Origin of the sequence: Nocardia sp. NPDC051030 (assembly GCF_040683015.1) — a bacterium.
Taxonomy (GTDB): Bacteria; Actinomycetota; Actinomycetes; order Mycobacteriales; family Mycobacteriaceae; genus Nocardia.
This window is the reverse complement of sequence record NZ_JBFBCD010000007.1, coordinates 508,823-535,484: the sequence shown is the minus strand read 5'-3', so window position 1 is coordinate 535,484 and position 26,662 is coordinate 508,823. Positions and strand designations below refer to the sequence as shown.

Sequence of the window (26,662 nt, the reverse complement as noted above, 5' to 3'; positions counted from 1 at the left end):
GCCGAGATCAAAGACGCGCAGGGCAGCACACCAGGACCCGTCGAGATCCCCGATGAGTACCGTGGGCTCGTCGAAACGGCGACTCTCGAGTGCCCATCCGGAGCGATCACCACCTCGCCATAAGGACATGGCCGCTGTCCGAGACTGCCCGGAGTCAGTGCAGCAGTACCAGCACCTGGAGTGCGCCGACGATGAAACCGAGCACGGCCCCGACCATCACGATCTTCCGTTCGTCTTGCTTGAAGGCCGGGCGGCGCCGCAGTGTGTACTCCGCCGGCAGATTGTGCCGCCTCGCGGCCGAGCTCGCCGTACCCCCGAAGGCACTCGACTCAGGTGCAGCATCGATAGACGAATAGGGTGGCGGGCAGGTCGGGCGCGGGCACCTGATCACTCACGAAACACTCCGATCGGAAGCTGTGGACAGCCCGTAGCAGAGACTTCGAGGGACTGACTAGTGCGACTCGATGACTCCGTTGCAGACCGTCGTTGCGCTGCTGCCCAAGGAAGGCATTCCGGTGATCTGGAACGGTGTGCCGCCTTCGGGAAGCTCGCCGAGGAATACTTCGGTCACGGCGAAGTTGTCGGGGGTGTTGATCGGACGGTCGATGTGGAGAGAGGGTGCGCTGAAAGTCATCGACGAGTAGGGCGTGTTCGCGTATTGCGAAATATTGAGGGTGGTCGGAACCCCATGCTCGGCTTGTAGATTCGCGGTGTCGCAATATCCCTGGTGAGTAATTTCCAGGCGCAGTACCTGAATATCCTCGGCATTGGCGACAAACGCGTTCACCCCGGCACTCGACAGACCCGCCATGACAAGTGCACATCCGAACCGGCGAAGCAAGGCAGAACTCATATTCACCCTCCTTGGACTCGACCATTACCGGGGCAAGCGACCACACACCGTAAGCTACACATCAACCGAGATCAATCGATCAGCGACACACCCCGGCGAGCTCGAACCAAAACCCTAGTGCCATATCCAAGAAGGGTGATGCGGTATTTGTTACTCGCCGCCCCGGTATAGGAACCGATAGCGGCATGGCTGGCAGCTCGAGGGGCTCTGGCGCTGCCTGTCACTCCGTAACCGAAACGAGTTTCGATGATGCTCCGGCCCCGGCCGGAACTGAAATGGTCTGAAGCCCAGGAAAGGATGAACTGGTATGACGAGTTCGGCGTATTCGGCGGTCACGGCGGGACTGACTGTGGCGGTGGCGGTGGCCGCGATTGCCGGTGGTACCGCGACGGCCGCCGCGGTGCCACCGCCGCCCCCTGGAACCTCGCTGGGATTGGGTGCGGAGGTGGAATCGGCCCTACCGAACGGCCCGGATCAGGATCCCCCGAACCAGGATTGCCCGAATCAGGATCCCCCGAACCAGAATTGCGCGTCTGCACCGCCCCCGCCGCCACCCGATAACATCGGTGTCGCGCTCGCGGTGGGTGCGGCTGCCGTCGGCCTCGCCCTGGTCGGAACGGCCGCGGCGGTCACCTTGACGGGATCGGGTCTCGTCGCGGTCGGGGGCTCGGCGATCGGGAGCGGGGTGATCACCGGTGATCCCGCGAGCGCCACGGCAGGTATCGCCAGCGCGGGCGCGGGCGCGGCGAGTGTCGAAGCGGCGGACGCCGCAACGGGTCCCTGGTGGTGGTGGTACTGAACCACAGCGGGCACGGGCCGACGTCACCGCCGAAGCCGGACCGACTCCGACGGTGACGATTCCGGCCCGGACGCTGCGAATAAGCGCTCTCAGTCGGTCAATTCGAGTCCCTTGGCCAGGACCGACCACGACTTGTGCAGGGCGTCCTGCCAGTATCCCCACGAGTGCGTTCCGGCCCCGGGGAAGTTGAAAGTGGCCGGGATGTCGAGAGTTTCGAGCCGGTCCTGCATATTGTGCGTGCACCAGTCCGTCGCCGATTCGATGATCCCGCCCACGGCGACCTGATTGGCCAGCGCGCCCAGGTTCGACAAGACGAACGGGCTGTCCACCGTGTCGTGTTTGCCGGGCAGGCCGGTTCCGCTGGAGATGAACAATTCCAGTCCGCGCAATTTGTTCGCGTTGACGTAGGGGTCGTTCTCGACCCACATGGGGTCGCCTTTGGGGCCGTACATATTGACGGTGTCGCCGCCGCCCCATTCGTGCACGGCGAGGTTGACGAAGTTGTATCCGGCTGGATCGCTGATCTGCGCGCAGCCGCTGTAGGCCGCGACCGCGCGATACAGGCCGGGTTTAGCGATGGGCAGCGCCAGCACCGAGGTGCCCGAGGTCGACAGGCCGGCGATCGCGTTGATTCCATTGGCGCCCAGTGCGGTATCGATCAGCGGCGGCAGTTCTTCGGTGAAGAAGGTCTTCCACTTGTTGACGCCGAGGACCGGATCCGGTGCGCGCCAATCGGTGTAGTAGCTCCAGGCCCCGCCGATCACCTGAATCACGTTGACATTCTTGGTCGCCAGGAATTCCAGTGCGTCGGTGTTTTTCTTCCAGGTCGCGGTGTCCTCACCGCCGCCGGCGCCGTTGAGCAGATACAGCACCGGCCGCGGCGCCGACGGGTCGGCGGGCCGTTTCGCGATGACGGTGATGTCCTTGTCCATCGCCGCCGAGTGCACGGCCATCACGATAGTCCGGTTGTCGTCGAGCAGGTCCGCTGAGACGATGGTGGACCCGTCCGGCGCCGTGGCATGGCCCAGCAGATTCCCCGCCGCGACAATGGGATCCGTTTCCGCGTGTGCCGGTGCTATTTCCGGTCCGATGAATATAGCCGCGATCCCGAGAGAAAACACAGTGGCAAGCGCTCGTCGGACTTGTGTGATCATGTGAAATAATTCCTCCGCTCGGCTCCGTCTTTACGAAAAACCGGATCACGATATCCCCGCCGAGTACGGGAAGCAGGGTGACTCGCCCTACGGAACGGCAACGCAGTCACCGATTTTCGCGAGAATCTGGAGACGATTCCGAGATCGGTGCGGGGGTCTCCGCCGGAGTCCCCGCCGAGCTGACCATCACCCAACCGCGAGAGATCGCGCTAAACGCTAGGTCGGTAATTCGGAACGAGCGTCCAACCTCGCCGTACTCTTTAACCCATGTCAGCTACTTGCTGGCGAATGAGCTGAGGTGTTGCCCCCGAGGAGGACTTAATGGTCGGCAGTTCCAGGTTGCGGTGGGATCGGGTACTCGTGGCGTTGGCGGGATCGGCGGTGCTGGTGATGACGTTCGCAGCGTGTTCCTCGGATTCCTCGTCGGGCACCTCCACTTCGTCGGGCGAGACGAACCAGGATGCGGCAGTGAACGCCTACGTGTACACCTATCCGCTGGTCGCGGTAGAAGTGACCCGGCGGCAAGCGACGAACTACCCCGCCCCGGACCCATCCATCGGCGCCGCCCCGATGAACCAGCTGGCCTCGTTGAACTTCCTGCCCGACGCCCAGTTCACCGCGGTCGTGCGCCCCAACGTCGACACCCTGTACACCTCGATGTTCTTCGACGTGTCCACCGAACCGCTGGTGGTCAGCGTGCCGGACATGGGCGGGCGCTACCACCTGTTCCCGATCTTGGACATGTGGACCAACGTCGATGCTTCCCCCGGGTCTCGCACGCTCGGTGACGTGCACGGCTACGAGTTCGCGATCGTCGGCCCGAATTGGCAGGGCACCGTACCCGAAGGCGTGCTCGAGTACCGGCTGCCGACCGATGCGGGGTGGATGCTCGGCCGTATCCAGGTCAACGGCCCCGACGATGTCCCGAACGTGGTTGCCATCCAGGACAAGGTGCGCGCGGTCCCGCTCAGCGCCCGCGGCACCGACTATGTCGCCCCGACCAACACCGATCTGCATCCGGACTGGCCCAAGGGTCAGGCAGTCGCGGCCTACATCCACAACCTCACCCCGCAGCAGTACTGGGACCTGTACTACTCGAGCCTCTCTCACAATCAGACCCGCCCCGGCGACAAGTCCTTCCTCGCTGCCGAGTTGGCTGCGGCCGGTTGGACTCCGGACAAGAAACTCGACCTGAGCGCGTTGCCCGAATCCGAGCGTGCGACCTGGGAGCAAGCGTGGCCGAAGGCGCTGTCCACGATCGAAGCCAACTCGGGCAACAAGAAGATCAACGGGTGGAAAGTCACCCGCAGCGATGTCGGTGACTACGGAACCAACTACGCCGCGCGTGCGAGCGTGGCCCACGGCGGTCTGGGCGCGAACCTGCCCCAGGACGCGATCTACCCGTCCACCCGCGTCGATGCGAGCAACAGCGCCTTGGCGCCGGACCACAACTATGTACTCCACTTCGACGCCGACAAGATTCCGCCGGTCAAGGGATTCTGGTCGCTGACCGTCTACAACGAGCAAGGCTTCTTCGTCGACAACCCGATCAACCGCTACGCGGTCCGCGGTGAACGCCTCGCCAAGAACCCCGACGGGTCGGTCGACATCTACATCCAGCGCGAAACCCCCGGCCCGGAAAAGGAATCCAACTGGCTGCCGACTCCGGCCTCGGGTGATTTCAACCTGATGTTGCGCACGTATTGGCCCGACAACACGATCATCGACGGCACCTGGAACCCACCCGCGGTGCAGAAGACCAACTGACGTTCCCGGGGCGTCTCCGGCGCGGGTTCCGCATTCCGAAGGCCACGTTCGGCTACTGTCCAGCTATTCGAAAGGGTTCTCGTAGAACACCTTTGTGGAACTCAGCGGACCGCCGACCCAGGTGCGCAGGGCGGCAACACAATCCGAAGCAGGGCTGATCATTCGGGCAGGCACGATCAGCGAAAGGAGCAGCTCTCGATGCCGGTAACAAGAAGGTCGGTGTTGACCGGTGCGGCGGCCGCAGCGGCAGGGATCGTCGCGGGGTGTTCGAGCCGATCGGGACCGGCTGGTGAGGCGGGCAAACCGAATATCCTGGTGCTGATCGTGGACGAAATGCGTGTGCCGATGTGGTTTCCGGCGCAGCAGGACTTGGACCGAATGCTGCCCAATATCGCCAAGATTCGCCGGGGCGCGGTCTCGTTCGAGCAGCACTACACGGCCGCCGTCGATTGCACGGCTGCTCGCGGAACGATGCTCACCGGGTTGTATGCGCATCAGACCGGCTGCATGCTGGTGTCGCAATCGACGTTGTCGCCATTGTTTCCCACCTGGGGTTCGATCCTGCGGGAACAGGGCTACGACGCTTGGTACTGGGGCAAATGGCATCTCGGCAGAAAGCCGGATACCACTCCGGGCGCGCTCGAGCAGTACGGGTTCGGAGGCGGTACCTATCCGTCACCCAACGGCGGGCAGGGCGAAGGATTGGTGGCTGACTCCGAAACCGCCGACCAGTTCATCAACTGGCTGCACGGATACAGCGGTCGGGGCCCGTGGTGCACCACCGTGTCGTTGCTGAACCCGCATGACATCGAAATGTGGCCGAAATGGCCTGCGGCGATTCCCCCGATACCCCGGACTCTCACCGACCTTCCGCCGAATTACGAAACCCTCGAACAGATTTCGAAGAAGCCCGGACTCCAGGCGGCGCACATCGAAGAATCGGCGTTGGCGTTCGGCAAGGCCGAGTACGGGACGGACAAGGCGCGCAATGCGTGGATCGAGATGCGAAATCTGTACCTGTATCTACAGCAACAGGTCGATATCCAGATCGGCCGCGTGCTCGACGCACTCGACGCCCACCCGGAGGTCGCGGCGAACACGGTCATCGTTTTCACTTCCGATCACGGGGATTACGCCGGATCCCACGGCCTGCACGGCAAGGGCGGCGCGGCCTACGACGAAACGATCCGGGTGCCGCTGTATGTGCACGACCCGCGGGGTCTGCTCAGCCCGAAGGACACGACGGCCACCCGACAGCAGCTCACCTCCAGCGTGGATCTCACGCCGTTGCTCATGACCATCGCCGCCGGTGGCGACAGCTGGCGTCGCGACGCTCGATACGAGCATTTGGCCGGGCGGCTCGACCTGGTCGCCCTCTGCCGTGACGCCTCCGCGCCGGGCAGGCCGTGGATCGCCCACACCACCGACGAATCCGGCGTCGAGGAGGTCGCGAAACTGTTCAATGCCGACGCGCCGTCGCATGTCGCTGCGGTGCGGACCGCCGGCGCGAAATACGTGTCGTACTCCCACTTCCTCGACGGAAAAATACAGATCGACCCGTCGCAACCGCAGGAATACGAACTGTACGACTACGGCACCCGCGACGGAAGCCTGGAACTCGACAACATCGCGGCGAACGACAGTCCACTGCGCACCTCGATGGCCGCGGCGCATGCCCAAGCTCTCGCCGAGATCAACCAACCCCTACCCGCTCGGCTGAAGGCCGCCCAGGAGCAGGGCTGGGCGGACTATTTCAGCCTCGCCGACAATTTGGAGTCGCTGCAGCAATCCCGCGCCGCTCTCGGTGACCCCCTCCCCTCGACGCCGCCCACGAACCCCTACCCCGAACTCGGCGCAGGGTAGCCGCCGGCCGGAGAACGTGACGAGTCCCGGCCGCCGCGAAGGCATCGAGGTGCGGGTCAGTGCGGGAGGGGGCCGACGGTGCGGAAGCCGCAGTTGCCTGCCGAGGAGTCGGGCGTGTTCGCGGAGCGGGCCGCGACTCGGTATCGATAGCAGTACGAACGGTGGCACAGGTAGGAGCCGCCGCGCATCACCCGGCGGTCGCCGGAGTCCGGGCCGGGCGGGTCGAGTCGGGGTGAATCACGGTAGTACGACGGCGAAAACCAGTCGTGGCACCATTCCCATACGTTGCCGACTGTCTGGTAGAGGCCGAATGGGTTGGGCTGGTAGGTGCGGACCTGCGTCGTCGCCGGCCGCCCCGCAGTGTGCTGCATCGGGAATTGTCCATCCCAGATGTTGCACCGGCGCTGCCCGTTCGGCGAGAGGTCGTCGCCCCATGGGAACCGGCGGTCCGCCAGTCCGCCTCGGGCGGCGTATTCCCATTCTGCTTCGGTGGGGAGCCGGCGGCCTGCCCAGTCGGCGTAGGCGGCGGCATCGCGCCACGAGACGTGGGTCACCGGGTGGTCGGCGAGTTCGGTTGTGTCGCTGAGGGGGCCGTGTGGGTGACGCCAGTCCGCCCGGCGGATCTCGTACCACCAGGGTGCGGCGGGGGATTGGCCGAGAACGTCGGCGCGTCGGGCGGCGACCAGCAGATGGAACACCGCCGAGGAGCCGTAGCGCTCGGCATCGGTGACCCAGCCGGTCGCATCGACGAACGCGGCGAATTGAGCGACGGTGACAGCGGCGACATCGATCCGGAACGGCGATATCTCAACGGTGTGCACGGGAGTTTCCCCGTCTGCCGGATATCCATCACCGTGGGTGTCGCCCATCGCGAATTCGCCTCCGGGGAGCGGGACCTCGTTGTGGACGACGGGTTCCGCATTGCCGGACACAGCCGTTCGCGTGCTCACGGCCGAATCAACCTCACGGGTAGGTGCGCAGCAGTTCGGTCGCGCGGTGCCCGATGCCGTCATGCTGTCGGGGTGAGTTCGTCGGCGATGGCTTTCAATTGGGTTCGGGTGAGCCCCAGGAATGGGGTGGCGGCCATGTCGATGAGTGACATCGAGCCCATGACTTCGGTGATCTGCGGGCTGACCACCTGGGGGGCGTGCGTACGCAATACCTCGACCACTGCGGGATTGTCGAGCAGGTCGTTGACCGGAGTGCTCAATTGGGTTGCGGCGTGGGGGAAATCGGCTGCGGTCAACGCGGGCTCGGATCCGCTTTCGACTTGCGGCCATTGTGTGCGCACGACCAAGTGCTCGGAGGTGACCGGCCCGTCGGCGGGCAGCCCGAGCCGTTCGTATTGCTCGGCAGGGGCGTCGGTTTCTTTCATGAGCTCGACCATGCGCGTGGCCAGCCGCAGCTCGACGGAGTCATCGATGATCGGATTCTGCTGTAGCGGATCGCTTTCCAGGTCGTACAGCAGTGACCCGAACCGCCACGGGTTCATGAACGACAGGCCGGGGATGCGCAGGGTGGGTGTGTTCTTGGTGAAACCGATCGGCGGGGCGAGGGTGGCCTGGGACAGGGACCAGACGGAGAAGAAGGACTGCATGGCGCAGGGCATCTGGGTGTATTCGAACAGCGGCTGGTTGGTGTCGTCGATGCAGGACCGCATGTAGACATAGCGGCCGTCGGTGATGCAGACGTGGCCGCCGAAGATGCCGAACAACCCGGCGTCGCGGATCGCCGCGTCGGTGGCGACGGCCTCGCGCAGGGGCCTGCCCTGCATGTCCTCGGTGCGGTCGACGCCGAAGAATTCGAGCAACGTGGGGCCGAAATCGATGGTCTGCACCAGGCTCTGACGATGCTCGTTGCGCGCGCCACTACGCGGATCCCATACGAACAGTGGAGTGTTGATGGTTTCGTTCCAGAACGGCTGGACCATTTTGCCCAGCCAGTTGTGCTCGCCCAGCAGGAAACCGTGGTCGGTGCACACGATCAGCATGGTGTCGTCCCACATGCCGTACTCGTCCATCATGTCGAGCACGCGGCCCAGGGAGGCGTCGCACATGGTCAGCAGGGCTGCGTATTCGTAGCGCAGGTGCTGTAGCTCGTCGGGTGTCTCGGTGACTTGTTTGTAGTCGGGCCAGTCGAAGTGTGGGCCGCTGTAGTCATGGGGATAGAACTTCTTGAAGTCGTCATAGGTGAAGTACGGCTCATGCGGGTCGAAGGTCTCGATCTGCAGGAACCAGCGGTCCTGTGCGCGGTTGGTGCGAATGAACTCGAGTCCTGCGTCGAAGACCCTGGTTTGTGGATGATCGGCGACGTCGGTGAGGTAGCTGCGGTTGACCCAGTCCTGGCGCCATACCTCGCCGCGCGCGTGGCGCAGATCGTCGGGGGTCTCCGGGTCGGCCACCTGCCCTTTCCACTCGTCGCCCTCTTGGCCGCGGAAGAATTCATGGGTGGAATACCGGGGGTGGTAGGTGGCACCCCCATCCTGCCAATAGTGATGGTGATCGGTTGCCAGGTGTGTGTACACACCATGGCTTTTGAGGATTTGCGGCACGGAGTCGTCGAATGGCTCCAGCGGCCCCCAGCCGCGATGCAGGAAGTTGTAGCGGCCCGTATGCATCTCACGTCGTGCCGGGATACAGGGCATACTGCCGCCATAGCAGTTGTCGAAGGCGACTGTGCGTTCGGCGAGGCGCTCGAAGTTCGGTGCGTGCACCCAGTCGTTTCCGTAGGGCGGCAACATCCGCCGACACAGGGTGTCGTACATGACCATGATGGTCCGCATGAGAAATCAACATAGCAGTTAGCTATCACATGGCAAACATGTGAAGGGTACGGCGTGCGGGCACGACATCATTGCGCTTGACCAGCCCTGGTTCGAGGGCTACCGTCTGCCGCATGAACCCCTACAGTCAGCCTGTGGGTGGAGAAAATGGGGCGAAGTCCCTGATGGCGCACCACAAGGAAGCCCTTGACCAGACAATACCGGTCAAGGGCTTCTTTCGTTCCATCTGGTGGAGCGGTCGAATCAGCTGGGGATCAGGCCGAGTTGGCGGAGCAGGCCGACATCGTCGAGGCGGCCCCAGCGTTCGACGATCTTGTCGCCGCTGATTCGGAACACCTGAATGCCGGTGAGCACGACGGGGTTTCCGGTGGGTGCGACGCCCATAAGCTCGCCGCGGTGGGTACCGCGGGCGGTGAATCGTTCGACGACCAGGTCGTCCTCGGCGATGAGTTGGTCGATGTCGCTGTGCCAGTCCGGGAGCGCGCCGCGGAACATCGCGGCCGCGAGCCGCAGTCCCTCCGCTCCGGCCGGCGCTCCCGGAAACGGATCGTCGTGATTGACGAAATCCGGGCCGAGGTAGCGGTCGACGGCGTCGAGATTGCCCTTGGTGAACAGTTCCTGGATGAATGTCTCGACGAGTTGCTTGTTCTGTGTGGTGCTGTTGATTGTCATGATCCGATCGTCGAACCGACCCGGGCGTCGCACCATCCCAGTTAGTTGGGGGTTCCGAACTCGAAGCGGCTGAGGATACTGGGTATGTGTCGAGAAATACCGACACGGCACGCGCCGTGCACGATCTGATCCGCCATTGCCATGACGGGCTGGATGTGCCCGCGCTGCACGCTCAGTTGCTGCGATCGGTGCGACGGCTCATGCCGGTGGACGCGGCGTTCTTCGCCACCGCCGACCCCGAGACCCTGTTGTTCACCGGAGCGTATGCCGACGAACCGCTGAACGCGGCGACGCCGCTGTTCATGGCCAACGAATTCGGTGGCACGGACGTGAACAGGTTTGCGGCCCTTGCCATCTCGGATGACCATGTCGCTTCGCTGGACACCGCCACCCATTCCGACCGCTGGTCCAGCGGGCGGTATCGCGAGATCATGCGACCACTGGGCCTCGGCGACGAACTGCGTGCGGCGCTGGTCGTGGGCTCACAATGCTGGGGCTACCTGTGCCTGCATCGCGAGGACGATCCGCTCGGCTTCACGGACTCCGAGGCCGCACTGATCTCGAGCGTCGGCCCGCACCTGGCCCATGCGCTCCGCCAAGCCGTACTTCTGCACGGTTCCCGGCCGAACGGCGCCACCGGGGAACCGGGCGTCGTGCTGCTCGCCGAGGACCTCAGCGTCGTGGCAATCACGCCGGAAGCCGCGCACCTGCTGTCTCTGGTCGAGGAGAGCCGGTCGATCGAACTCCCCCTTCCGCTCGCCATCTACACCGTTGCCATGGCACTCCGTGCGATCGAGCAGGGCACGGCGTCGTCGAAAACACTCCCCACCAGCCGAGTTCGCACCGTCGACGGACCGTGGCTCACCGTGTACGCCTCCCGTCTACGGGGACAGCCCAGCGAGCAACGCATCAGCGTCGTGATCAAAACCGCCGAGACCACCGCCACCATTCCACTGCTGCTGTCGGCCCATGGACTCAGTCCGCGCGAAGCGGAGGTTGCCCGGCTGGTGTTGCGCGGCAACTCCACCCGACTCATCTCCGACACCCTGCACATCTCCCCGCACACGGTCCAGGACCACCTCAAAGCCGTCTTCGACAAAGTCGGCGTGCGCAGCCGCCGCGACCTCATCGGCCGACTACTTCAGCCGCCCGGAAGCGGTGCGGGGTGACCTGTCGGGGGACGGTTGTGGTGTTCGGACCGGTCCAGCGCGAGGGCAGTGTCGATTGGCCTGCCGAGGTTCGATGCGTGTTCAGCGGTGGGCTCGCGGCTCCACGACCGTTGTGCCGCGGTGTCATCGGGGTGGGGTGGGTAGCCGTTCGTGCAGGGTCAGCAGGATGTGATCGAACGCGGCCACGGTTTCCGGTGACGCCGGGGGGACTGACGGTAGCTCGGAGATCAGCTGCTCGGCCAGGTCCCGCAATTTGACGTTGGTCTCCTGCGACCGCCACACCAGCACCTTGAACGCCTGCTCCGCGTTGATCCGGTACATGCGCATGAGCACGCCCTTGGCCTGCTCGATCACCGCGCGCGCGTCCACCACCTGGGAAAGTTGCTGGGAAAGAGCTTCACGCTCGACGTCGGCGAGGGTGGCCGACAGGTCGATGTAGAACCCTGTCGTACCGACCGGGACCCCATCGTGGCCGTCGATTCGATCGGCCACCACCATCACCTGATGCTCGGCGTCATGGATATCGATGAACCGGTGCCGGCTCGAGAACGGCACGCCCTGGGTGATCGAGCGGGCAATGGCCGCGGCCACGTGTTCGCGGTCCTCTGGATGCTTGTGCGCCAGCAGCAGTTCCGTCGTCGGCTCGACCTGTCCGGGTTCGTAGCCGTGCATCCGGTATACCTCGGGCGACCAGTCCCAGCGCTGGGTGGCGAACCAGAACCGGAAGCTGCCTGTCGCGGGCCCGGCGTGCGGGGCCTCGGCCAATGCAGCCAAATCCTCTGGCTGGTCGGTTGGTGTATTCACCGACTGATTATCCCCACCGATGGCCGATCCGCGTCGCACAACCCGGCGCTCCGACGCGAGCTATCAGCCGACCGGCGGCCGTAGCTGATCTCATCCAGCGGCGATTTTAAGTAGACGAGGTAAGGATCCGTTCCTATGGTGGACCGATGACGTCGGTAAGGAAGGTCCAAGTCACCTTCGACTGCGCGGAACCTGAGCGTGTTGCTCGTTTCTGGGCTGAGGTTTTGGGCTACGACTATCAGGGGTCGTCATGTGTCGATCCCTCAGGTGTGGGGCCACGCTTGTACTTCCAGCGCGTGCCCGAGGGCAAGGTCGTCAAGAACCGGCTCCATCTGGACGTGCGGGTCGGCACCGGGCTGGTCGGTGACGAGCGCGTCGCGGCACTCGAGGCCGAATGCGCACGACTTATCCCACTCGGCGCGGCCCGCGTGGAACTACTGCGCGCCGATGGCGTCAACGAGTCGTGCCTCGTAATGCAGGACATCGAGGGCAACGAGTTCTGTCTCGACTGAGCGGCCGTCAACGTTCACCGGTTGGCGGCCAGCACGGCCGCGAGGCCTTCTTGCAGGTCCCTGACGAAATAGTCGGGAACCTCCAAAGAGGGGAAATGGCCGCCGGTTTCGGGTGAGTTCCATCGGACGATTTGTCGGTACCGCTGTTGTGCCCAGGGGCGCGGGCACTTCTCGATGTCGTGGGGATACACGGTGAGTGCGGACGGGACGTCGACCCGGAGTTCGGGGTCGAACGAGTTGACACCGCCGTGGCTTTCGTAATAGATGCGGGCCGATGAGGCGCCGGTCCGCGTCAACCAGTACAGGGTGACGTTGTCGAGAATGCGGTCTCTGGAAATCGTCTCGAACGGGCTGTCCTCGGTGTCCGTCCACTCGGCGAACTTGTCGAGGACCCAGGCGAGCAGCCCGACCGGTGAGTCGACGAGCGAGTATCCGATGGTTTGCGGACGCGCGGCCTGCTGCTTCGCGAACGCCACACGGGGGCCGCCCCAGAAATCGCGGGTTTCCTCGGCCCAGGTGCGCTCGGCCGCCGTCAGGCCGTCGGTTGTCAACCCGGGCGGTGGCTGCGGGGTCAGCGTGTGGATGCCGAGAACGTGCTCCGGGAACCTGCCGCCGAGGACCGTGGTGATCACACCTCCCCAGTCGCCGCCGTGGGCCACGAACTTGCTGTAGCCGAGCCTTTCCATCAGTTCCACCCAGGCGGCCGCGATCTTTCCGATTCCCCACCCGGTGGCGGCCGGTTTGTCGCTGTAGCCGAAGCCCGGTAGTGACGGAGCCACGACGTGGAACGCCGGTGCGTCCGCATCTTTCGGATCCGCCAGTTCGTCCACTACATCGATGAATTCGGCAATGCTGCCCGGCCAGCCGTGCGTCACGATCAGGGGAGTGGCATCCGCGCGCGCGGATCGGCGGTGCAGGAAATGGATTCCCAGACCATCAATGGTGGTGCGGAACTGGCCGATCCGATCGAGGCGCTCTTCGAACGACCGCCAGTCGTACCCGGTGCGCCAGTAGTTCACGACCTCGACGAGGTCGGCGAGAGGAACGCCTTGTTCCCATCGGCGAGGGTCGGGCGCGGCGCGATAGACCGTCTCGGCCTCCGGCAGCCGCGCCGCGGCCAATCGCGCGCGCAGATCGTCGAGGTCGCCGTCGGTTGCGCGGGCTTCGAACGCATGCACGTCGAGGTGGCCGGGTGCGGGCATAAGACCTCCTGATTCGTCACGGAACCGGCTGCGCCTCTTCGTGAACCGGCTGAGACCCATTGCCTCGACGCTAAACATTCACCCGACGTGAACGCAAAGAGGTGAGGTCAACCGGAATTCCTTGCGCCGAGTTGGGCGAAGACGGCCAGGTTCATGGCGTTGGGGAGGTCTACGCGGCGGGCTATGTCGAGTTTGCGGTAGGTGCGGGTCAGGTGTTGTTCCACGGTGCTGACCGTGATGAAGAGTTCCTTGGCGATCTCGCGGTTGGTGTAACCCGTGGCGGCCAGGCTGGCCACACGCTGTTCGGCGTCGCTGAGTACGTTGTGGGTTACCGGCGACGAATCGGTTGTGGCCGTGGCGTCGCCGCGGCCGACCAGCGTGCTGATCAATCCCTGGGCGTGGCATTCCTCGGCCACCGATAAGGCCATGCGGGCGATCAGGGCGGCTCGGCGGCGGTCCCCGAGCATGTGGCAGGTGGCGGTGAGATCGACGAGGGAACGGGCGAACTCGTACCGGTCGCCGCTGTCGCGCAGGATTTCGGTGGCACGGCGCAGCAGCGGAGGGCGCTGGCGGGTCTCGCTGGCCAGGGCGCGGGCGCGCAACGCGATTCCCCGCTCACGCGACACACCCGGTGCGCACAGGGCCAGGTGCTCCTCGATCAGCTCGAGGGCCCGTTGTGGCCGTCCCAGCTCCACGCAGGCCTCGGCGGCATCGATACGCCACGGCAGGAAGCCCGGGTTGTCCAGCTTCCAATCGATGAGGTATTCGCCGCATGAGGTGAAATCCCGGTAGGCCGCACCGGGGTTGGCGTTCGCCAGGCTGAATCTGCCACGGGCATAGAGATATTGAGGGCCGTAGCGGGTGTCGAACATCGAAGGGGGAACCGGTAGGTTCAGCAATTCCTTTGCGTCGCTGAGCTTTCCCATCGCCACCAGCGCCCGCACCAGGGTGGCCAGCGGCGCGCCGATCGCATGACCCCAGCTCGAGGTCGGCAATGCCGCCAGCGCTTGCCGGCCGAAACGCTCGGCGGCGGCAAGATCTCCCTGCCGCAACGCGACCTCGGCTCGGACCGCCGCCATGCGCGTGGCCCGGCCGGGTACCGAGCGCACACTCGCGGCCGCACACAGCAGCTCGCAGTGCCGCGCGGCCGCGGCGGGGCGGCCGCCGTAGGTCAGCGCCAGCAGCGCCGTCTCCATCGTTTCTATCGTCGTATCGTCCGGGCGAATCAACCGCAAACCGCTGTCGAGCTCGTCCAATGCTCGGTCGGGCAGCGCATCCGACAGCAGACCGGACAGGGCCCAATGGGATTCGAGACGGAAACCGGCATTGATCGAGATCCCGGTCCGGGTGTTCTCCAGCTCCGGCCAGGCCGGTTGCGGTAGCTGCGCGGCGAAGCGCGGATACGTGCAGGTGATCCAGGGCAGCGTGATCGCCAATTCGACGAACAGCTCGCCCTCGGCCGCGAAATCCGGTTCACACAGCCGGGTCAGCACCCCGTGCGCGCGCTCGAACTGGCCGCCCCACAACAGGATTCGCACCACGGTCAGGGCATCGGCACCCGAGACCAGGCATTGGTCGATCAACTCGATGAGCTCGTCGACGTAGCGCACCGCCGATTCCGGGTTGAGCTGAAACTGGGCTCGCGCCACCATGCTCAGGATCGCGGCCGCGCGCCGCGAGTCGTGGCAGTGTGCCCTGGCCGGTAGCAGAAAGTGCAATGCCTCGGCCACCCGGCCCGCGCCCATCGAGATTCCGGCGGCCTCCTGTAGCACCGGCGCCATCCACGGTTCGGTGAACTGCTCGGCCAGCACCAGATGCTCGGCGACGACGGTCGCCGGGGCACCGGATTCATGCTCGAGCGCGGCCGCGCGGCCGCGCAGCTCGCCCGCCCCGACCGCACTCAGGTCGGCGAGAATCGCGGACGCCGCTGCGGGACTGCGGAATTCCGAGCCGGACAGCACACCGGTCGCGGTCAACACCCGCAACGACCGCTGTACCGCCGACTCGGACAATGCGAGCATCGTGGCGAGCCCGTTCGCCCGGCCCAGCACCGCCAGACCGCGGGCGATATGCAATTCCTGCGGATGCCCGCGATGCAGGCAATCCACTACCGCGCGGCCGTAATGCTCGCCGCCGCATACCGTTTCAGGTGCTTCTGCCGCGTGCGTAGAGGTCAGATAGTCGGTGAGCGCGGCGCGCAGCAGGATCGGATTTCCGCCGCTCAGCGCGAACCATTCGCTGCCGAGCCGATCGGCGGTCGGCGCATCCACCCGCTCGGCCACCATCGCGCCGACCGCGGATGTGCTCAACGGCTCCACCCACAGGGTGGCGCAATGTGGCTGGCGGTCCACTTCGGTGGAGAAATGGGATTGGAAGAACCCTTCGTCCGGAGCACCGACCTGCGACCAGGTCAGCGCCACCAGAACCTTCGAAAACCGCAGTCGCCGACAGAAATACGCCAGGAATTTCAGGGTCATCCAGTCGGAATAGTGCACGTCGTCGATGGCGATCACCAGCGGCCGGTCCGCCGCCAGGTCCAGCAGGGCACCGGACAGGAAATTCGCTTCGCGGGCCTCGTCCCTGTCGAGGATCTCCGTCCCGTCCGGCGGCGTGTACGGTTGCCGGTCGACGAAACCCAGTGCGCGAGAGCGCACCTCATCGGCCAGCGGGGCCGAGCGGATGAGCTGGTCGACAATGCCCAGCGGCACATCGCGTTCCATCCACGAACCGGTGGCCGTCAACACCAGCGCGTTCTGCGGCACCACGGATTCGACGAACGAGGCCAGCAGATCGGATTTGCCGATGGCCGGAGCGCCACCGATCAGAACTACACGCCCCCGGTTGTCCAGGGCATTGGCGAACAAGTTTTCCAGAACTTGTGTGACGTCGGGTCGTTCCAAGTACTCCATAACCACGATTCCTACAAAGCGCAATGCAGCCGTCAGCAGGACATCGCTGTCCGCGTCGTCTGCAACCCCCGATCGATTTCCGTTGTGGACCGGATTCGCGACAGCTGCCGCGCAACCTCCTCCGGAGTCGTAGTGATCTCGGTCCACGCTGGAATCAGTGTCCGACATTCCGGATACCGGGAAATCCCCCACGTTGACGGACTACACGCGGACGGCGGTACCTCCGGCGCGGGTGAAGCCGGTCGGAGTGAGCACATCGATCGGCGAGAGGTCATGGATCGAGCTGTGGCCCAGCCCCAGCAGCGTGGAATCGATGCCGTCCCGCAGAATGTCGAGCACATTCTCGACACCGGGCTGTCCGGACGCGGCCAGGCCCCACAGGTAGGCGCGGCCGATCATGACCGCACGGGCCCCGAACGCGAGTGCCTTCACCACATCGGCGCCGCGGCGAATACCACCGTCCAGCAACACTTCCAGTTGGTCGCCCACGGCATCGGCGACCGCGGGCAGCATCCGGATCGTGGCCGGGGTGCCGTCGATATTGTTGCCGCCGTGATTGGACACCGAAATGGCGGTGGCTCCGATATCGACCGCGCGGCGGGCGTCATCGACCCGGCAGATGCCCTTCACGAGCACCGGGCCGTCCCACTGCTCCCGGAGCCAGCGCAGATCCTCCCACGAGGGCGGGGGTGTACCCATCCATTGGCCGTAGGCGCCGAAGAATGTCAGTGGCGCCTCGCCCGGGTCGGTCATATTGGGTACGCCCAGATCGGGCAGCCGGCCGGTCCGCAGATAGCGGGCCGTCCAGCGCGGGCGGCGCATGCCTTCCGGGGCGAAACGCGCGAGCTCCTTCAGCGTCAACCGATCCGGGATATGAGGAGAGCCCCAGTCGCGGCGGTGCACGAAGGACCAATCGAGGGTGACGATCAGGCCGGTCGCGCCCGCCGAGCGCGCGCGGGCGAGGCGGCCCAGAATATCGTCGCGGGTGCCGATCCAATAGATCTGGAACAGCGTCTTCGGATTGGCCGCCACCACCTCTTCGATGGGCTTGCTGGCGAAGGAGCTCAGCCCCATCACGGTGCCGCGCGCGGCGGCCGCACGAGCCACCGCCACCTCGCCCTCCGGGTGTACCGCTTGCACGCCCGTGGGGGAGATGATGACCGGCAGTGAAATCTCGTGTCCGAGAACGGTGGTGGCCTGATCGCGTTTGGCCGACAGACCGGCCGGATGCGGGGCGAAGCCGAGCTCGTCGAAGGCGGCGACATTATCGGCCAGGGTGATGCCCTTCTCCGTACCGGCACGCAAGGCCGAATGGACCGACGGCGGCAGGCGTTTGCGGGCCCGCCGCTCGGCTTCGGCGACGGTTTCGAACCAGGATGCAGCCATGATGACCTCTCAAATGACAACGGGGCGAACAGGAACAGTGGTCCGGGCACGCACACTGCCGCTCCACACGCCCAATCCGTAGGCGAGGTCGTCAGCCAGGCGGGCCAGGGTGAATGTCAGTGGATCGACGCCGGGGTCGCGCAGCAGATCGCGCAGGATCGGGCCCAGCACCAGTGCGGCGGCCGCGAGCCGTGCCGTCCGGCGGGAGGCGCCGAGTGCGACCGGTACGGGGGTGAGGAACAGGATCGGCACGGCGGGGCCCGCGAACCGGGTGACGTACCGGCCCAAGCCATACCAGCTGTTCAGCAGGGCGGCCGCGGCCATGCGCCGGGCGATGGGGGGTGCGATCCCGGCGCGGCGGGCATGCCGGAAGGCGGTGATCAGCTGGGCCGTCGCCGCGATGGCGGTGAGGCCGGGGAACCCGGACAGCAACGCGGCCGCGCCCACCAGGGTCCAGCGCGGGAGCACCGCCGGTGGCACCGCCCCCGGATGTCGTTGGGCCAGTGGACCGGCCGAGGTGCCGTAGCGGTAGCGCCGGGCCAGCAGCCGCCAGCCGCTCGGCTCCTGGTGTGCGACGGAAACCTCTGGGGCATAACGGATCCGCCATCCCGCCCGGTGCAGCCGCCAGATCAGATCGACATCCTCGCCCACCCGCATGGCGGGATCGAAGACCGTGCCGTCGGCGGCGGCCAACTCCCGCAGGGCCGTTCGGCGCACCAAGAGGGCGGCAGTCGGCACATACGCCACCGATCGGCCGGGGGCGACCGAGGCCGGATGCGGGCCCAGATCCAGTGCGCTGTGTGCGCGGGTATAGCGCCCGGCGGGGGTATCCGGCGCGCTCGGGGTGATCCGTGGGGCGACCGCCGCGACCAGCGGGTCGGCGAAATGTGGTGCCAGCCGGTCGATCCAGTCCGCGGGCGGCTGGCAATCGCTGTCCAGGAACGCGATCAACTCGGTGTCGGCCGAGGCCAGACCGGTCTCCCGGGCGGCCCCCGGCCCGCCGTTCACCGGTCGATGCACGATGTGCGCGCCGTACGCGGCGGCAATCTCGGCCACCGCGCGCCGATCGTGGGAAGCGTCGTCCACCACCAGCGTCGGATAGCGGTTGCCGACCGCGGCCAGACAGGCCGCCAGCAGTGCCGTTCGGTCCCGGACCGGGATGACGATCGTCACCTCGGGGCGATCCACGGCGGGGGAGGGGGGAACGGGGTGGGCGATACCGGCATCGGTCAGTGCCCGCGCCAGTGCACCGGTGGCACGGGAGTCCACGGGGCCGCCCCGCCAGCGCTGCCAGAGTGCCCGGCCCTGCGCACTCGCCCGCAGTACCCGCTTCGGTGTGCCGCCGAGCCAGACGGAATCGCCCAAGGAGATTGTGGCGGAATCGAATTCGATGCCGAAGCCGATCGGCAAGGGCGTGTTCATACCGACAGTCCTCCGTCCACCGGCACCGCCGCGCCGGTGACGGCGGCCCCGCCCGGCCCGGCGAGGAACGCGAGGACGGCGGCGATCTCCGGCGGGTCCAGCAGGCGGCCCACGGGCTGCTGCGCGGCGAAGTCATGGTGGTCGGGCAGCCCGTAGAGGCGGGCACTCTCGCGAAGAATCAGTGTGTCGGTCGAACCGGGAGACACGGCGGCGGCGGTGATACCGGTACCGGCCAGTTCTCGGGCCAGGGCCCGGATCAGGCCCTCCACACCGGCTTTGGCGGCGCAGTAGGCGGCCAGCAGGGGCAGGCCACGCACCGCCGCGGTGGAGGAGACGGCCAGAAAACGGCCCCGGCGCGGGTGTGGGCGGCGCAGCAGCGCCGGGACGGCGGCGCGGGCCAGATTGATCACCCCACCCAGATCGATATCGAGTACCGCACGTTCCTGTGCTCGGGGCACCTCCCACAGCGGTGCGCCGCCCGCGATGACACCGGCGGCCGCGATCGCGATATCCACACCGCCCCACAAGTGTTCGGCGTTGTGTACCGCCTCGGCCAGCGCGTCGGCATCGCGGACATCGGCGTGGAAGGCGCGCACTCGACCGGGTGCGGCCGCCTCGACCAACGCGTGCAGGTCCGGTGCGGTGCCCAGGGCGTAGGGCAGGTCCGGATCGTCGGCGGCCAGGTCGACCGCCAGCACCGACCAGCCCTGCGCCGCCAGCGCGAGGACGGTGGCCGCGCCGATACCGCGCGCGGCCCCGGTGACGACGGCCACGCGGTGCGGTGGTTCGGGGGTGCGGGACCCCGCCGGTGTCAGCGGCCCGGACACCACTGATCCACCTCGCCGATCAGCGCCGCGGTCAAATCATCCAGCAGCGCTGCGCCTTCCGCGGCGGTAGCGCCGGTCGGATCGCCGAGGACACCCGATTCGCTGACCGCGCGCACTCCGCCGGAACGCAATGCGGGCATCAGGTCGGACAGCGGGCGCACGGTCCCCGCGACCGCACGCTCCAGCCGTACGGTCTGCGGGTGCAGGGCCAGCTGCATGGCGGTTTCGGGTCGACCGGCATGCGGGTCACCGGACCAGTGGGGAGTGAACACGTGCACGTCGCGGTCTTCGGAGCGCAGGGTGCGGACCGCGCGATGCACCGGGCCCGCATTGCCGCCGTGCGCGGAAACGAACAAGATGTGCTCGAAAGTGCCGGTGGCCGAACGAGCCAGCTCTACCAGCAGTAATTCGGTCGCGTGCTGGCCGATGGACAGGGTGCCGGGGAAGCCCTCGTGCTCGCCACTGGAACCGTAGGCGATCGCGGGCGCCACCAGCACCTGGGCGCGGGCCGCGGCCAGCCGCTCGCACAGCGCGACGGCCAGGTCGGTGTCGGTCGACAAGGGGAGATGCGGCCCGTGCTGTTCGGTGGCACCGACCGGCACGGCCAGGACGGTGCGCCGGTCGGTCACCGTGCGCACCTGCGTCCAGGTCAAGGCCGCGAGCTCGGTCATCGCGGGGTGAAACCGGCGAGTGGGTTTTCGTCGCAGGCCCGGTCGGGGCGGCGAGTGGTGAGGGTGAGCGCGACCGGACCGCGCCGGGAATGATCGCCCGAGGGGGTGGGGATCGTCATCGAATCCCGTACGGACAGAGCGGTTTCGCCGTGCCCGCGCACACAGTCCGGATCCGGTCCGTCCAACGGCAGACCGGTGAAGAATTTCGCGGCCATACAGCCGCCTCGGCAGCTGTCGAAGGCCGAGCAGCTCTCGCACGCGCCACCCGACTGCGGGCCGCGCAAGCGCGCGAACAGTTCCGAGTCGCGCCACACCTCGGTGAAACCGCCCGCGCCGCGGATATTTCCGGCGAGGAATTCGTCGTGGATGGCGAACGGGCAGGCGTAGACATCACCGACCGGATCGATCAGGCACACCACACGGCCCGCGCCGCACATGTTCAATCCGGGCAGCGCCTGGCCGTACCCGGCGAGATGGAAGAACGAATCCCCGGTCAGCACGTTCTCGCCGTGGTCGAGCAGCCAGTCGTAGAGGGTGCGCTGCTGAGTCGCCGTCGGCCGCAGGTCCTGCCATACCGCCGCGCCACGACCGGACGGGCGCAATCGGGTCAGGCGCAGTTGCGCGTCGAATCGTGCCGCGAGCGCGGCGAATTCGTCGAGCTGGCCGATATTGTGCCGGGTGGTCACGACCGAGATCTTGAATCCGGAGAATCCGGCCGCGGCCAGATTCTCCATGGCGCGCACCGCGGTCCGATACGAACCCGCGCCGCGGACCGCGTCATTGACCGCCTCGGTAGCGCCGTCGAGCGAAATCTGGACGTCCACATAATCATTGGCGGCCAGCCGCTTCCCGATATCCGGGGTGATTCGAATTCCATTGGTGGAGAACTTGACTCCGACATGGTGTGCGGTGGCGTAGTCGAGTAGCTCCCAGAAATCCGGCCGGATCGTGGGTTCGCCGCCGCCTATATTGACGTAGAACACCTGCAGGCGTTCCAGCTCGTCGATCACCGCCTGGCATTCCGCGGTACTCAGTTCCCGCGGATCGCGCCGCCCCGAACTGGACAGGCAGTGCACACACGCCAGATTGCAGGCATAGGTGAGCTCCCAGGTCAGGCAGATCGGTGCGGCCAGACCGGACTGGAACTGCTCGACCAGTGACGCCGTCATGATGATGTCCATTCGTAGATGGCCTCCGACGCGGCGAGCGTCGCCAAAGCCCTGCAGTAGCTGTCGAATTCACCCTTGTCGACGCCGGCCCGCGCGCACGCCACCCGCGCCGATGGCGCTTCGGTCAGCTCGCGCAGTACCGCGAACAGCTTGGGGCTCTTCACGAACGACAGCCGGCGGTTGCCGAAGTGATACAGCAGCGCGCCGAAGCGTTCCGGCCGCACCGACACCTGCGGGTGCAGCCGCCAGCTCAGGTCCGGGTCGAAACCCCTTGGGGTGCCGACATTGTCAGTAGACGCCACACATTCCATCGATCGAGACCTCCTCCACCAGGACCGCGGAGACAATTTCCTGATCTTCTTCATCCACGTGTCCAACCATCGCAATCACACGGTGCCGCGGACACCCCTAACCGCCCCCGCATCGACCACTACTCGCGTCCGATCCCGGGGCCGGTAGGGGCCGCTACGGGTTCCCGGAGCCGGTCGGCTTCGGAAACCCTTGTCGTGAATCCCGCTTCGTCCCGGAAGGTTCACGACATGGAGTCCCACGACACGGAGTCCACCGCCGACGCGCGGACCGGCACCGCGGTCCTGTTTCCCGGCATGGGGCCGGGTGATTTCGCCACGGTGGCCAAATTCATGCTGATCAACCCGATCGCCCGGCAGCTGACCAAGGAGGCGAGCGAGGTACTCGGGTACGACCTGGTCGTGCGGTATCGCGACGCCGAGGGTGATTACGCCGAGGCCGCGCAGGTCGCGTTCTTCGTCAACTGCATCGCGCTGGCGCGGTGGGCGCAGGCGGAACTGGGCATGACGCCGAGCGTGTGCGCCGGTGTGAGTTTCGGCGGTAAGGGCGCCGCCGTATTCTCCGGCGCACTGGATTTCGCCGACGGCGTGCGGCTGACCGCGGACCTGGTGCGGTACGAATCCGAATACTTCGCCCGCGAGCACACCGATGTGGTGACCCAATCGATCGCCCGGCTACCGCAGGAGAAGCTGGAACTGCTGCTCGCCGAGCTCGCCGAGCGCGGCGAATGGCATGAGGTGAGCTGCCACGTCGACCAGGACTTCCATATGGTGTCGGTGCGGCGCGGCGCGCTGGACTGGCTGCAGGCCCGGCTGCGCGCGCAGCGGTCGGTACCGATGTATGTGATGGATCCCCCGCTGCACTGCGGGATATTCGCCGGACTGCGCGCCACCGTCGAATCGGAGTTGTTCTCCCGCTTGCGATTCACCGATCCGGCCATTCCCGTCGTCGCCGATCAGGACGGCACCGTGCGTACCACCGCCGAGGGGGTGCGCACGACCCTGCTGGACGGGATCGTCGCGACCGTGCGCTGGCCGCTGGTGGTGGACACCCTGCGGCAGCGGGGGATCGGCACACTGTATGTGGCCGGGCCGGATCGGCTGTTCGGCCGGGTGCGTTGCACCACAAGCAATTTCGAGACCATCGCGCTCGATCCGCGGCGTGCGATGCAGCCGCGCAAGCGCGCACCGCGGGTCGCGTGAGGAGATCACCGTGGCGAATCAAGAATCCGATCACGCGCTGTACCAGCGTTTCCTGCGCAGTGTGCGGAGCGTGCCGGAGCGGCATGCGGTCCGCGACGGCGACCGCGCCTGCACCTACGCCGAGCTGCACGAGCGGGCACTGAACCGGGCGGGCGCGGTGCTGGCCGCCGCGGACCGGCCGAAGGTGGTTGGGGTGCTGGCGGATCGGTCCATCGAGACCTACGCGGGCCTGCTGGCCGCGCTGTACGCCGGTGCGACGGTGGTGCCGCTGCATCCGGATTTCCCGGCGCAGCGGACCGAGCGGATGCTGACCGATGCCTCCGTGGAGCTTGTCCTGGCCGATGAGCGTGGGCGGAAGGTGTTGTCCGACATCGGATCACCGGATGTGAAGGTGATCGAGCTGGAGGACGCCGGTGGACCCGGGCTGAGCGAACCGCGGCCGGTGCGGGCCTCCGACGTGGCGTACATGCTATTCACCTCCGGCTCGACCGGCCGACCCAAGGGCGTGCCGATCACCCATGCCAACGCCCGGCACTATTTCGAATTGATGGACGCGCGTTACGATTTCACGCCCGAGGACGTGTTCTCGCAGACGTTCGACCTGAACTTCGACTGCGCCATGTTCGACCTGTTCTGTGCTTGGGGTGCGGGCGCGACGGTGCAGACGGTGCCGCCCGCGGCCTATCGGGATCTGCCCCGATTCGTGGCCGAGCGGGGGATGACCGTCTGGTTCGCCACGCCCAGCAGTATCGTGCTGGCCCGCAAGCGGGGTGGGTTGACCCCGGGGGCGCTGCCCACGCTGCGCTGGAGCCTGTTCGCCGGGGAAGCGCTGCGGGCCGCCGATGTCACCGACTGGCAGGCCGCGGCACCCGGATCGACCATCGAGAACATCTATGGCCCCACCGAATTGACCATTACGATCACCGGTCATCGGTGGCGATCGGACGCCTCGCCCGGACTGTGTGTGAACGGTTTGGTTCCGATCGGCGCGGTGCATGCCGGGCACGACTGGATTCTGCGCACCGAATCCGGCGACACCGTCGGTGACGAAGGCGAGCTGTGCATCAGCGGACCGCAGATGACCGCGGGCTACCTCGACCCCACCGACGATATCGGCCGCTTCCTCGACCACGACGGGCGGCGTTGGTACCGCACCGGTGACCGGGTCCGGGTGCTCGGCAATGGGGAGCTGATCTACCTCGGTCGGCTGGATTCCCAAGTGCAGGTGCAGGGTTGGCGCGTGGAACTCGCCGAAGTGGAGCATGCGCTGCGCTCCTGCCCGACCGTGGACGACGCCGTCGTGGTGACTCGGTCGGTGGCCGGGGTCACGGAACTGGTTGTGTTCCACACGGGTTCACCCACGGAGGCGTCCACGCTGTACGGGAGTCTGCGCCGAGTGCTGCCCGCCGGGATGCTGCCGCGTGAGTTCCGGTATCTGGAGGAGTTCCCGCTCAACGGAAATCGCAAGATCGACCGCGGGCGGCTGGCCCGCGAGGCGGCGCAGGAGTGAAGGACGACAGTTGGCCGGGATCTCACGAGGAAGTGAGATCCCGGCCAAAGGCATGCCGGGATGACGAAGGGATCAGACCGGTAAACCGGCCAGTGCTCGTCGATCGACCTTGCCGTTCGGGTTCAACGGCAGCTCGGCGACCGCGACGATGCGCTGCGGGGCCATGTATTCCGGCAGCGACGCCCGGCAGAACGCGGTCAATTCGGCGGCATCCAGTGTGGAGCCGGGGGCGAGCACGGCGAAGACCGTCAGGGCGGGCTCCTGTCCGGCGACCGGCAATACCACCGCCGCGGCATTGGCGATACTCGGAAAATCTCGGATGCGCCGCTCCACTTCGCCGAGTTCCACTCGATTTCCGCGGATCTTGACCTGGCTGTCGGCCCGGCCGTGGAAATACATTTCGCCGGATTCGCCGAGGCTGCCGAGATCGCCGGTTCGATATACCTTCAGTCCGGAACGGGGATTGAGCGGATCGGGTACCAGCGCCCGTGCCGTGGCCTCCGGATCATCCCAATAACAGGTGAACAGCGCGGCACTGCGCAAATAGATTTCCCCGATATTTTCCGGGGTATTCACCGGTGTCCCGTCGTCGCCGATCAACAGCATATCCGCGCCTTCGTGGGCGAAGCCGATGGACAGTTTGCCGATCTCGGCGGGCAGCGGATTGGGGACGTCGGAGAACGAGCTGGCGATTGATTCGGTGCTGCCGAAACAATTCACGATCCGGATATCGGGAACCAGGTCCTGCAGTTGCCGTAGCTCGGGTAGCGGGAAATTCTCGCCGGAATACAGGACCCCGCGCAGCCGGTCCAGAGCGGCGATCGACTTCGCTTCGTGCCGGAGGGCGGGCCGCCAGACCGACGGGACTCCGTTCAGCTGGGTGATTTCCGCGTCCCGCAGGAAACGGACGAAACGGCGTGGCCAGCGCAGTAGCCCGCGCGGTACCGGTACCAGCGTGGCACCGCTGCCGAGCGCGAGAGCGATATCGAGCAGCGAGAAATCGAACTGGAAGGGCGCGGTCGAGCCGACCCGGTCGCCGGGGCCGACAATGCCGCGGGCGAGCAGGCCACGGAAGAAGGTGAGCGCGCCACGATGGCTCATGACAACGCCTTTGGGGCGGCCGGTGCTGCCGGAGGTGAACACGATGTAGGCCGGGTCGGTGGGAATGGGGGTGCGCCACCGCGCTCGCCGGGTCCGGGGCGGGCCGGAGATCGTGAGGGTGTCACGGTCGAATCGCCCGGCGTTCACTCCGGCGGGCAATTCGATCTCGGGCCGGTTCGCGGCGTGCAGATACAGCGCCGGCTCAGCGGATTCCATAATCCCGTACTGCCGGTCGAGCGGTGTTTCGCTGCTCACCGGAATATAGGTCAGGCCCAGGGCCGAGCAGGCCAGCAGCATGGCGATACCGTCGGCGGAGGTGTCCGATTCCAGAATCACCCGATCACCTACGTCCAGGCCGGCCTCGTCCAGTGCCGCGGCATATTCGGTGACCTGTCGGCGCAACCGCCGATAGCTGATCGATTCGAATCCGCCGCTGCCGTCGTAGTGGAGCACCGCGGTACTGTCCGGAGTTATTTCCGCCCAGTGCAGCAGAAATGTATGGAGCAGTTCGCCTGCCGGTGCGTTGATTGACGTGTTTTCTTCCACCGGAATCACCTTGAATTACTTAACACGCGCGCT

23 protein-coding genes are annotated in these 26,662 nt (G+C 66.3%); 7 read left to right on the top strand and 16 right to left on the bottom strand.

Translation table 11 applies throughout. From position 1 onward, the window contains the following. Positions 1-451 precede the first annotated feature (451 nt). Positions 452-853, bottom strand: a complete 402-nt coding sequence (locus tag AB0N05_RS25680; RefSeq protein WP_364698388.1) for a hypothetical protein — start codon at positions 851-853, stop codon at positions 452-454. 307 nt (positions 854-1,160) lie between these two features. Between AB0N05_RS25680 and AB0N05_RS25675 the strand changes: the two genes are divergently transcribed. Beyond that, positions 1,161-1,652, top strand: coding sequence for a hypothetical protein (locus AB0N05_RS25675; protein WP_364698387.1), 492 nt, complete (start codon positions 1,161-1,163; stop codon positions 1,650-1,652). A gap of 89 nt (positions 1,653-1,741) precedes the next feature. Here the strand turns inward: AB0N05_RS25675 and AB0N05_RS25670 are convergent, their stop codons facing one another. Next, entirely contained in the window at positions 1,742-2,806 is a 1,065-nt protein-coding gene (locus AB0N05_RS25670; RefSeq protein WP_364698386.1) for an alpha/beta hydrolase family protein, read from the bottom strand. A 321-nt stretch (positions 2,807-3,127) separates the two neighbouring features. On the opposite strand from AB0N05_RS25670, the gene AB0N05_RS25665 reads away from it, so the two are divergent. Then, positions 3,128-4,573, top strand: a complete 1,446-nt coding sequence (locus AB0N05_RS25665) for a DUF1254 domain-containing protein (protein WP_364698385.1) — start codon at positions 3,128-3,130, stop codon at positions 4,571-4,573. Between the two features lie 198 nt (positions 4,574-4,771). Beyond that, positions 4,772-6,436, top strand: coding sequence for a sulfatase-like hydrolase/transferase (locus tag AB0N05_RS25660; protein WP_364698384.1), 1,665 nt, complete (start codon positions 4,772-4,774; stop codon positions 6,434-6,436). Positions 6,437-6,492: 56 nt separating this feature from the next. Here the strand turns inward: AB0N05_RS25660 and AB0N05_RS25655 are convergent, their stop codons facing one another. From AB0N05_RS25655 to AB0N05_RS25645, 3 genes are all read right to left on the bottom strand, one after another. Beyond that, a complete protein-coding gene (locus AB0N05_RS25655; RefSeq protein WP_364698383.1) occupies positions 6,493-7,386 on the bottom strand; it encodes a formylglycine-generating enzyme family protein in 894 nt (297 codons plus the stop codon). Positions 7,387-7,445: 59 nt separating this feature from the next. Then, positions 7,446-9,218 (bottom strand): sulfatase, encoded by a 1,773-nt coding sequence (locus AB0N05_RS25650; protein ID WP_364698382.1) that lies wholly within the window; start codon positions 9,216-9,218, stop codon positions 7,446-7,448. A 243-nt stretch (positions 9,219-9,461) separates the two neighbouring features. Beyond that, on the bottom strand, positions 9,462-9,890 hold the full coding sequence (locus AB0N05_RS25645; RefSeq protein WP_364698381.1) for an ester cyclase: 429 nt from the start codon (positions 9,888-9,890) through the stop codon (positions 9,462-9,464). A gap of 86 nt (positions 9,891-9,976) precedes the next feature. Between AB0N05_RS25645 and AB0N05_RS25640 the strand changes: the two genes are divergently transcribed. Beyond that, entirely contained in the window at positions 9,977-11,059 is a 1,083-nt protein-coding gene (locus AB0N05_RS25640; RefSeq protein WP_364698380.1) for a LuxR C-terminal-related transcriptional regulator, read from the top strand. Positions 11,060-11,182: 123 nt separating this feature from the next. Here the strand turns inward: AB0N05_RS25640 and AB0N05_RS25635 are convergent, their stop codons facing one another. Then, a complete protein-coding gene (locus tag AB0N05_RS25635; protein ID WP_364698379.1) occupies positions 11,183-11,863 on the bottom strand; it encodes a PAS and ANTAR domain-containing protein in 681 nt (226 codons plus the stop codon). Positions 11,864-12,009: 146 nt separating this feature from the next. Here AB0N05_RS25635 and AB0N05_RS25630 point away from each other — a divergent pair, with 146 nt between their 5' ends. Continuing rightward, positions 12,010-12,375: a VOC family protein gene (locus AB0N05_RS25630; protein ID WP_364698378.1), complete on the top strand. Its 366-nt coding sequence runs from the start codon at positions 12,010-12,012 to the stop codon at positions 12,373-12,375. Positions 12,376-12,389: 14 nt separating this feature from the next. Here AB0N05_RS25630 and AB0N05_RS25625 read toward each other — a convergent pair whose 3' ends face one another. The 9 genes from AB0N05_RS25625 to mftA all read right to left on the bottom strand — a co-directional run bounded on the left by AB0N05_RS25625 (position 12,390) and on the right by mftA (position 22,342). Further along, entirely contained in the window at positions 12,390-13,577 is a 1,188-nt protein-coding gene (locus AB0N05_RS25625) for an epoxide hydrolase (RefSeq protein WP_364698377.1), read from the bottom strand. A 107-nt stretch (positions 13,578-13,684) separates the two neighbouring features. Next, entirely contained in the window at positions 13,685-16,486 is a 2,802-nt protein-coding gene (locus tag AB0N05_RS25620; RefSeq protein WP_364698376.1) for an AAA family ATPase, read from the bottom strand. A 201-nt stretch (positions 16,487-16,687) separates the two neighbouring features. Then, positions 16,688-17,872: a pre-mycofactocin synthase MftD gene (gene mftD / locus AB0N05_RS25615; protein ID WP_364698375.1), complete on the bottom strand. Its 1,185-nt coding sequence runs from the start codon at positions 17,870-17,872 to the stop codon at positions 16,688-16,690. Positions 17,873-17,881: 9 nt separating this feature from the next. Next, the gene (gene mftF / locus AB0N05_RS25610) at positions 17,882-19,294 is read right to left on the bottom strand and encodes a mycofactocin biosynthesis glycosyltransferase MftF (RefSeq protein WP_364698374.1); all 1,413 of its coding nucleotides are present in this window, start codon (positions 19,292-19,294) and stop codon (positions 17,882-17,884) included. Next, on the bottom strand, positions 19,291-20,121 hold the full coding sequence (locus AB0N05_RS25605) for a mycofactocin-coupled SDR family oxidoreductase (RefSeq protein ID WP_364698373.1): 831 nt from the start codon (positions 20,119-20,121) through the stop codon (positions 19,291-19,293). Before AB0N05_RS25605 ends, mftF begins: the two co-directional genes overlap by 4 nt. Next, a complete protein-coding gene (gene mftE, locus AB0N05_RS25600; RefSeq protein ID WP_364698372.1) occupies positions 20,106-20,792 on the bottom strand; it encodes a mycofactocin biosynthesis peptidyl-dipeptidase MftE in 687 nt (228 codons plus the stop codon). The genes AB0N05_RS25605 and mftE overlap by 16 nt, the downstream gene beginning before the upstream one ends. Beyond that, positions 20,789-21,961 carry a mycofactocin radical SAM maturase gene (gene mftC / locus AB0N05_RS25595; protein WP_364698371.1) on the bottom strand — a complete coding sequence of 391 codons (1,173 nt, stop codon included), beginning with the start codon at positions 21,959-21,961 and terminating at the stop codon, positions 20,789-20,791. The genes mftE and mftC overlap by 4 nt, the downstream gene beginning before the upstream one ends. Beyond that, positions 21,958-22,272: a mycofactocin biosynthesis chaperone MftB gene (gene mftB, locus AB0N05_RS25590; protein WP_364698370.1), complete on the bottom strand. Its 315-nt coding sequence runs from the start codon at positions 22,270-22,272 to the stop codon at positions 21,958-21,960. The genes mftC and mftB overlap by 4 nt, the downstream gene beginning before the upstream one ends. Next, positions 22,250-22,342: a mycofactocin precursor MftA gene (gene mftA / locus AB0N05_RS25585; protein ID WP_364698369.1), complete on the bottom strand. Its 93-nt coding sequence runs from the start codon at positions 22,340-22,342 to the stop codon at positions 22,250-22,252. Before mftA ends, mftB begins: the two co-directional genes overlap by 23 nt. 158 nt (positions 22,343-22,500) lie before the next feature. Here mftA and AB0N05_RS25580 point away from each other — a divergent pair, with 158 nt between their 5' ends. Next, positions 22,501-23,472 (top strand): ACP S-malonyltransferase, encoded by a 972-nt coding sequence (locus AB0N05_RS25580; RefSeq protein WP_364698368.1) that lies wholly within the window; start codon positions 22,501-22,503, stop codon positions 23,470-23,472. A 10-nt stretch (positions 23,473-23,482) separates the two neighbouring features. After that, entirely contained in the window at positions 23,483-24,982 is a 1,500-nt protein-coding gene (locus AB0N05_RS25575) for an amino acid adenylation domain-containing protein (protein ID WP_364698367.1), read from the top strand. A gap of 72 nt (positions 24,983-25,054) precedes the next feature. On the opposite strand, the gene AB0N05_RS25570 is transcribed toward AB0N05_RS25575, so the two are convergent. Continuing rightward, positions 25,055-26,629, bottom strand: a complete 1,575-nt coding sequence (locus tag AB0N05_RS25570) for an AMP-binding protein (RefSeq protein WP_364698366.1) — start codon at positions 26,627-26,629, stop codon at positions 25,055-25,057. Positions 26,630-26,662: the final 33 nt, after the last annotated feature.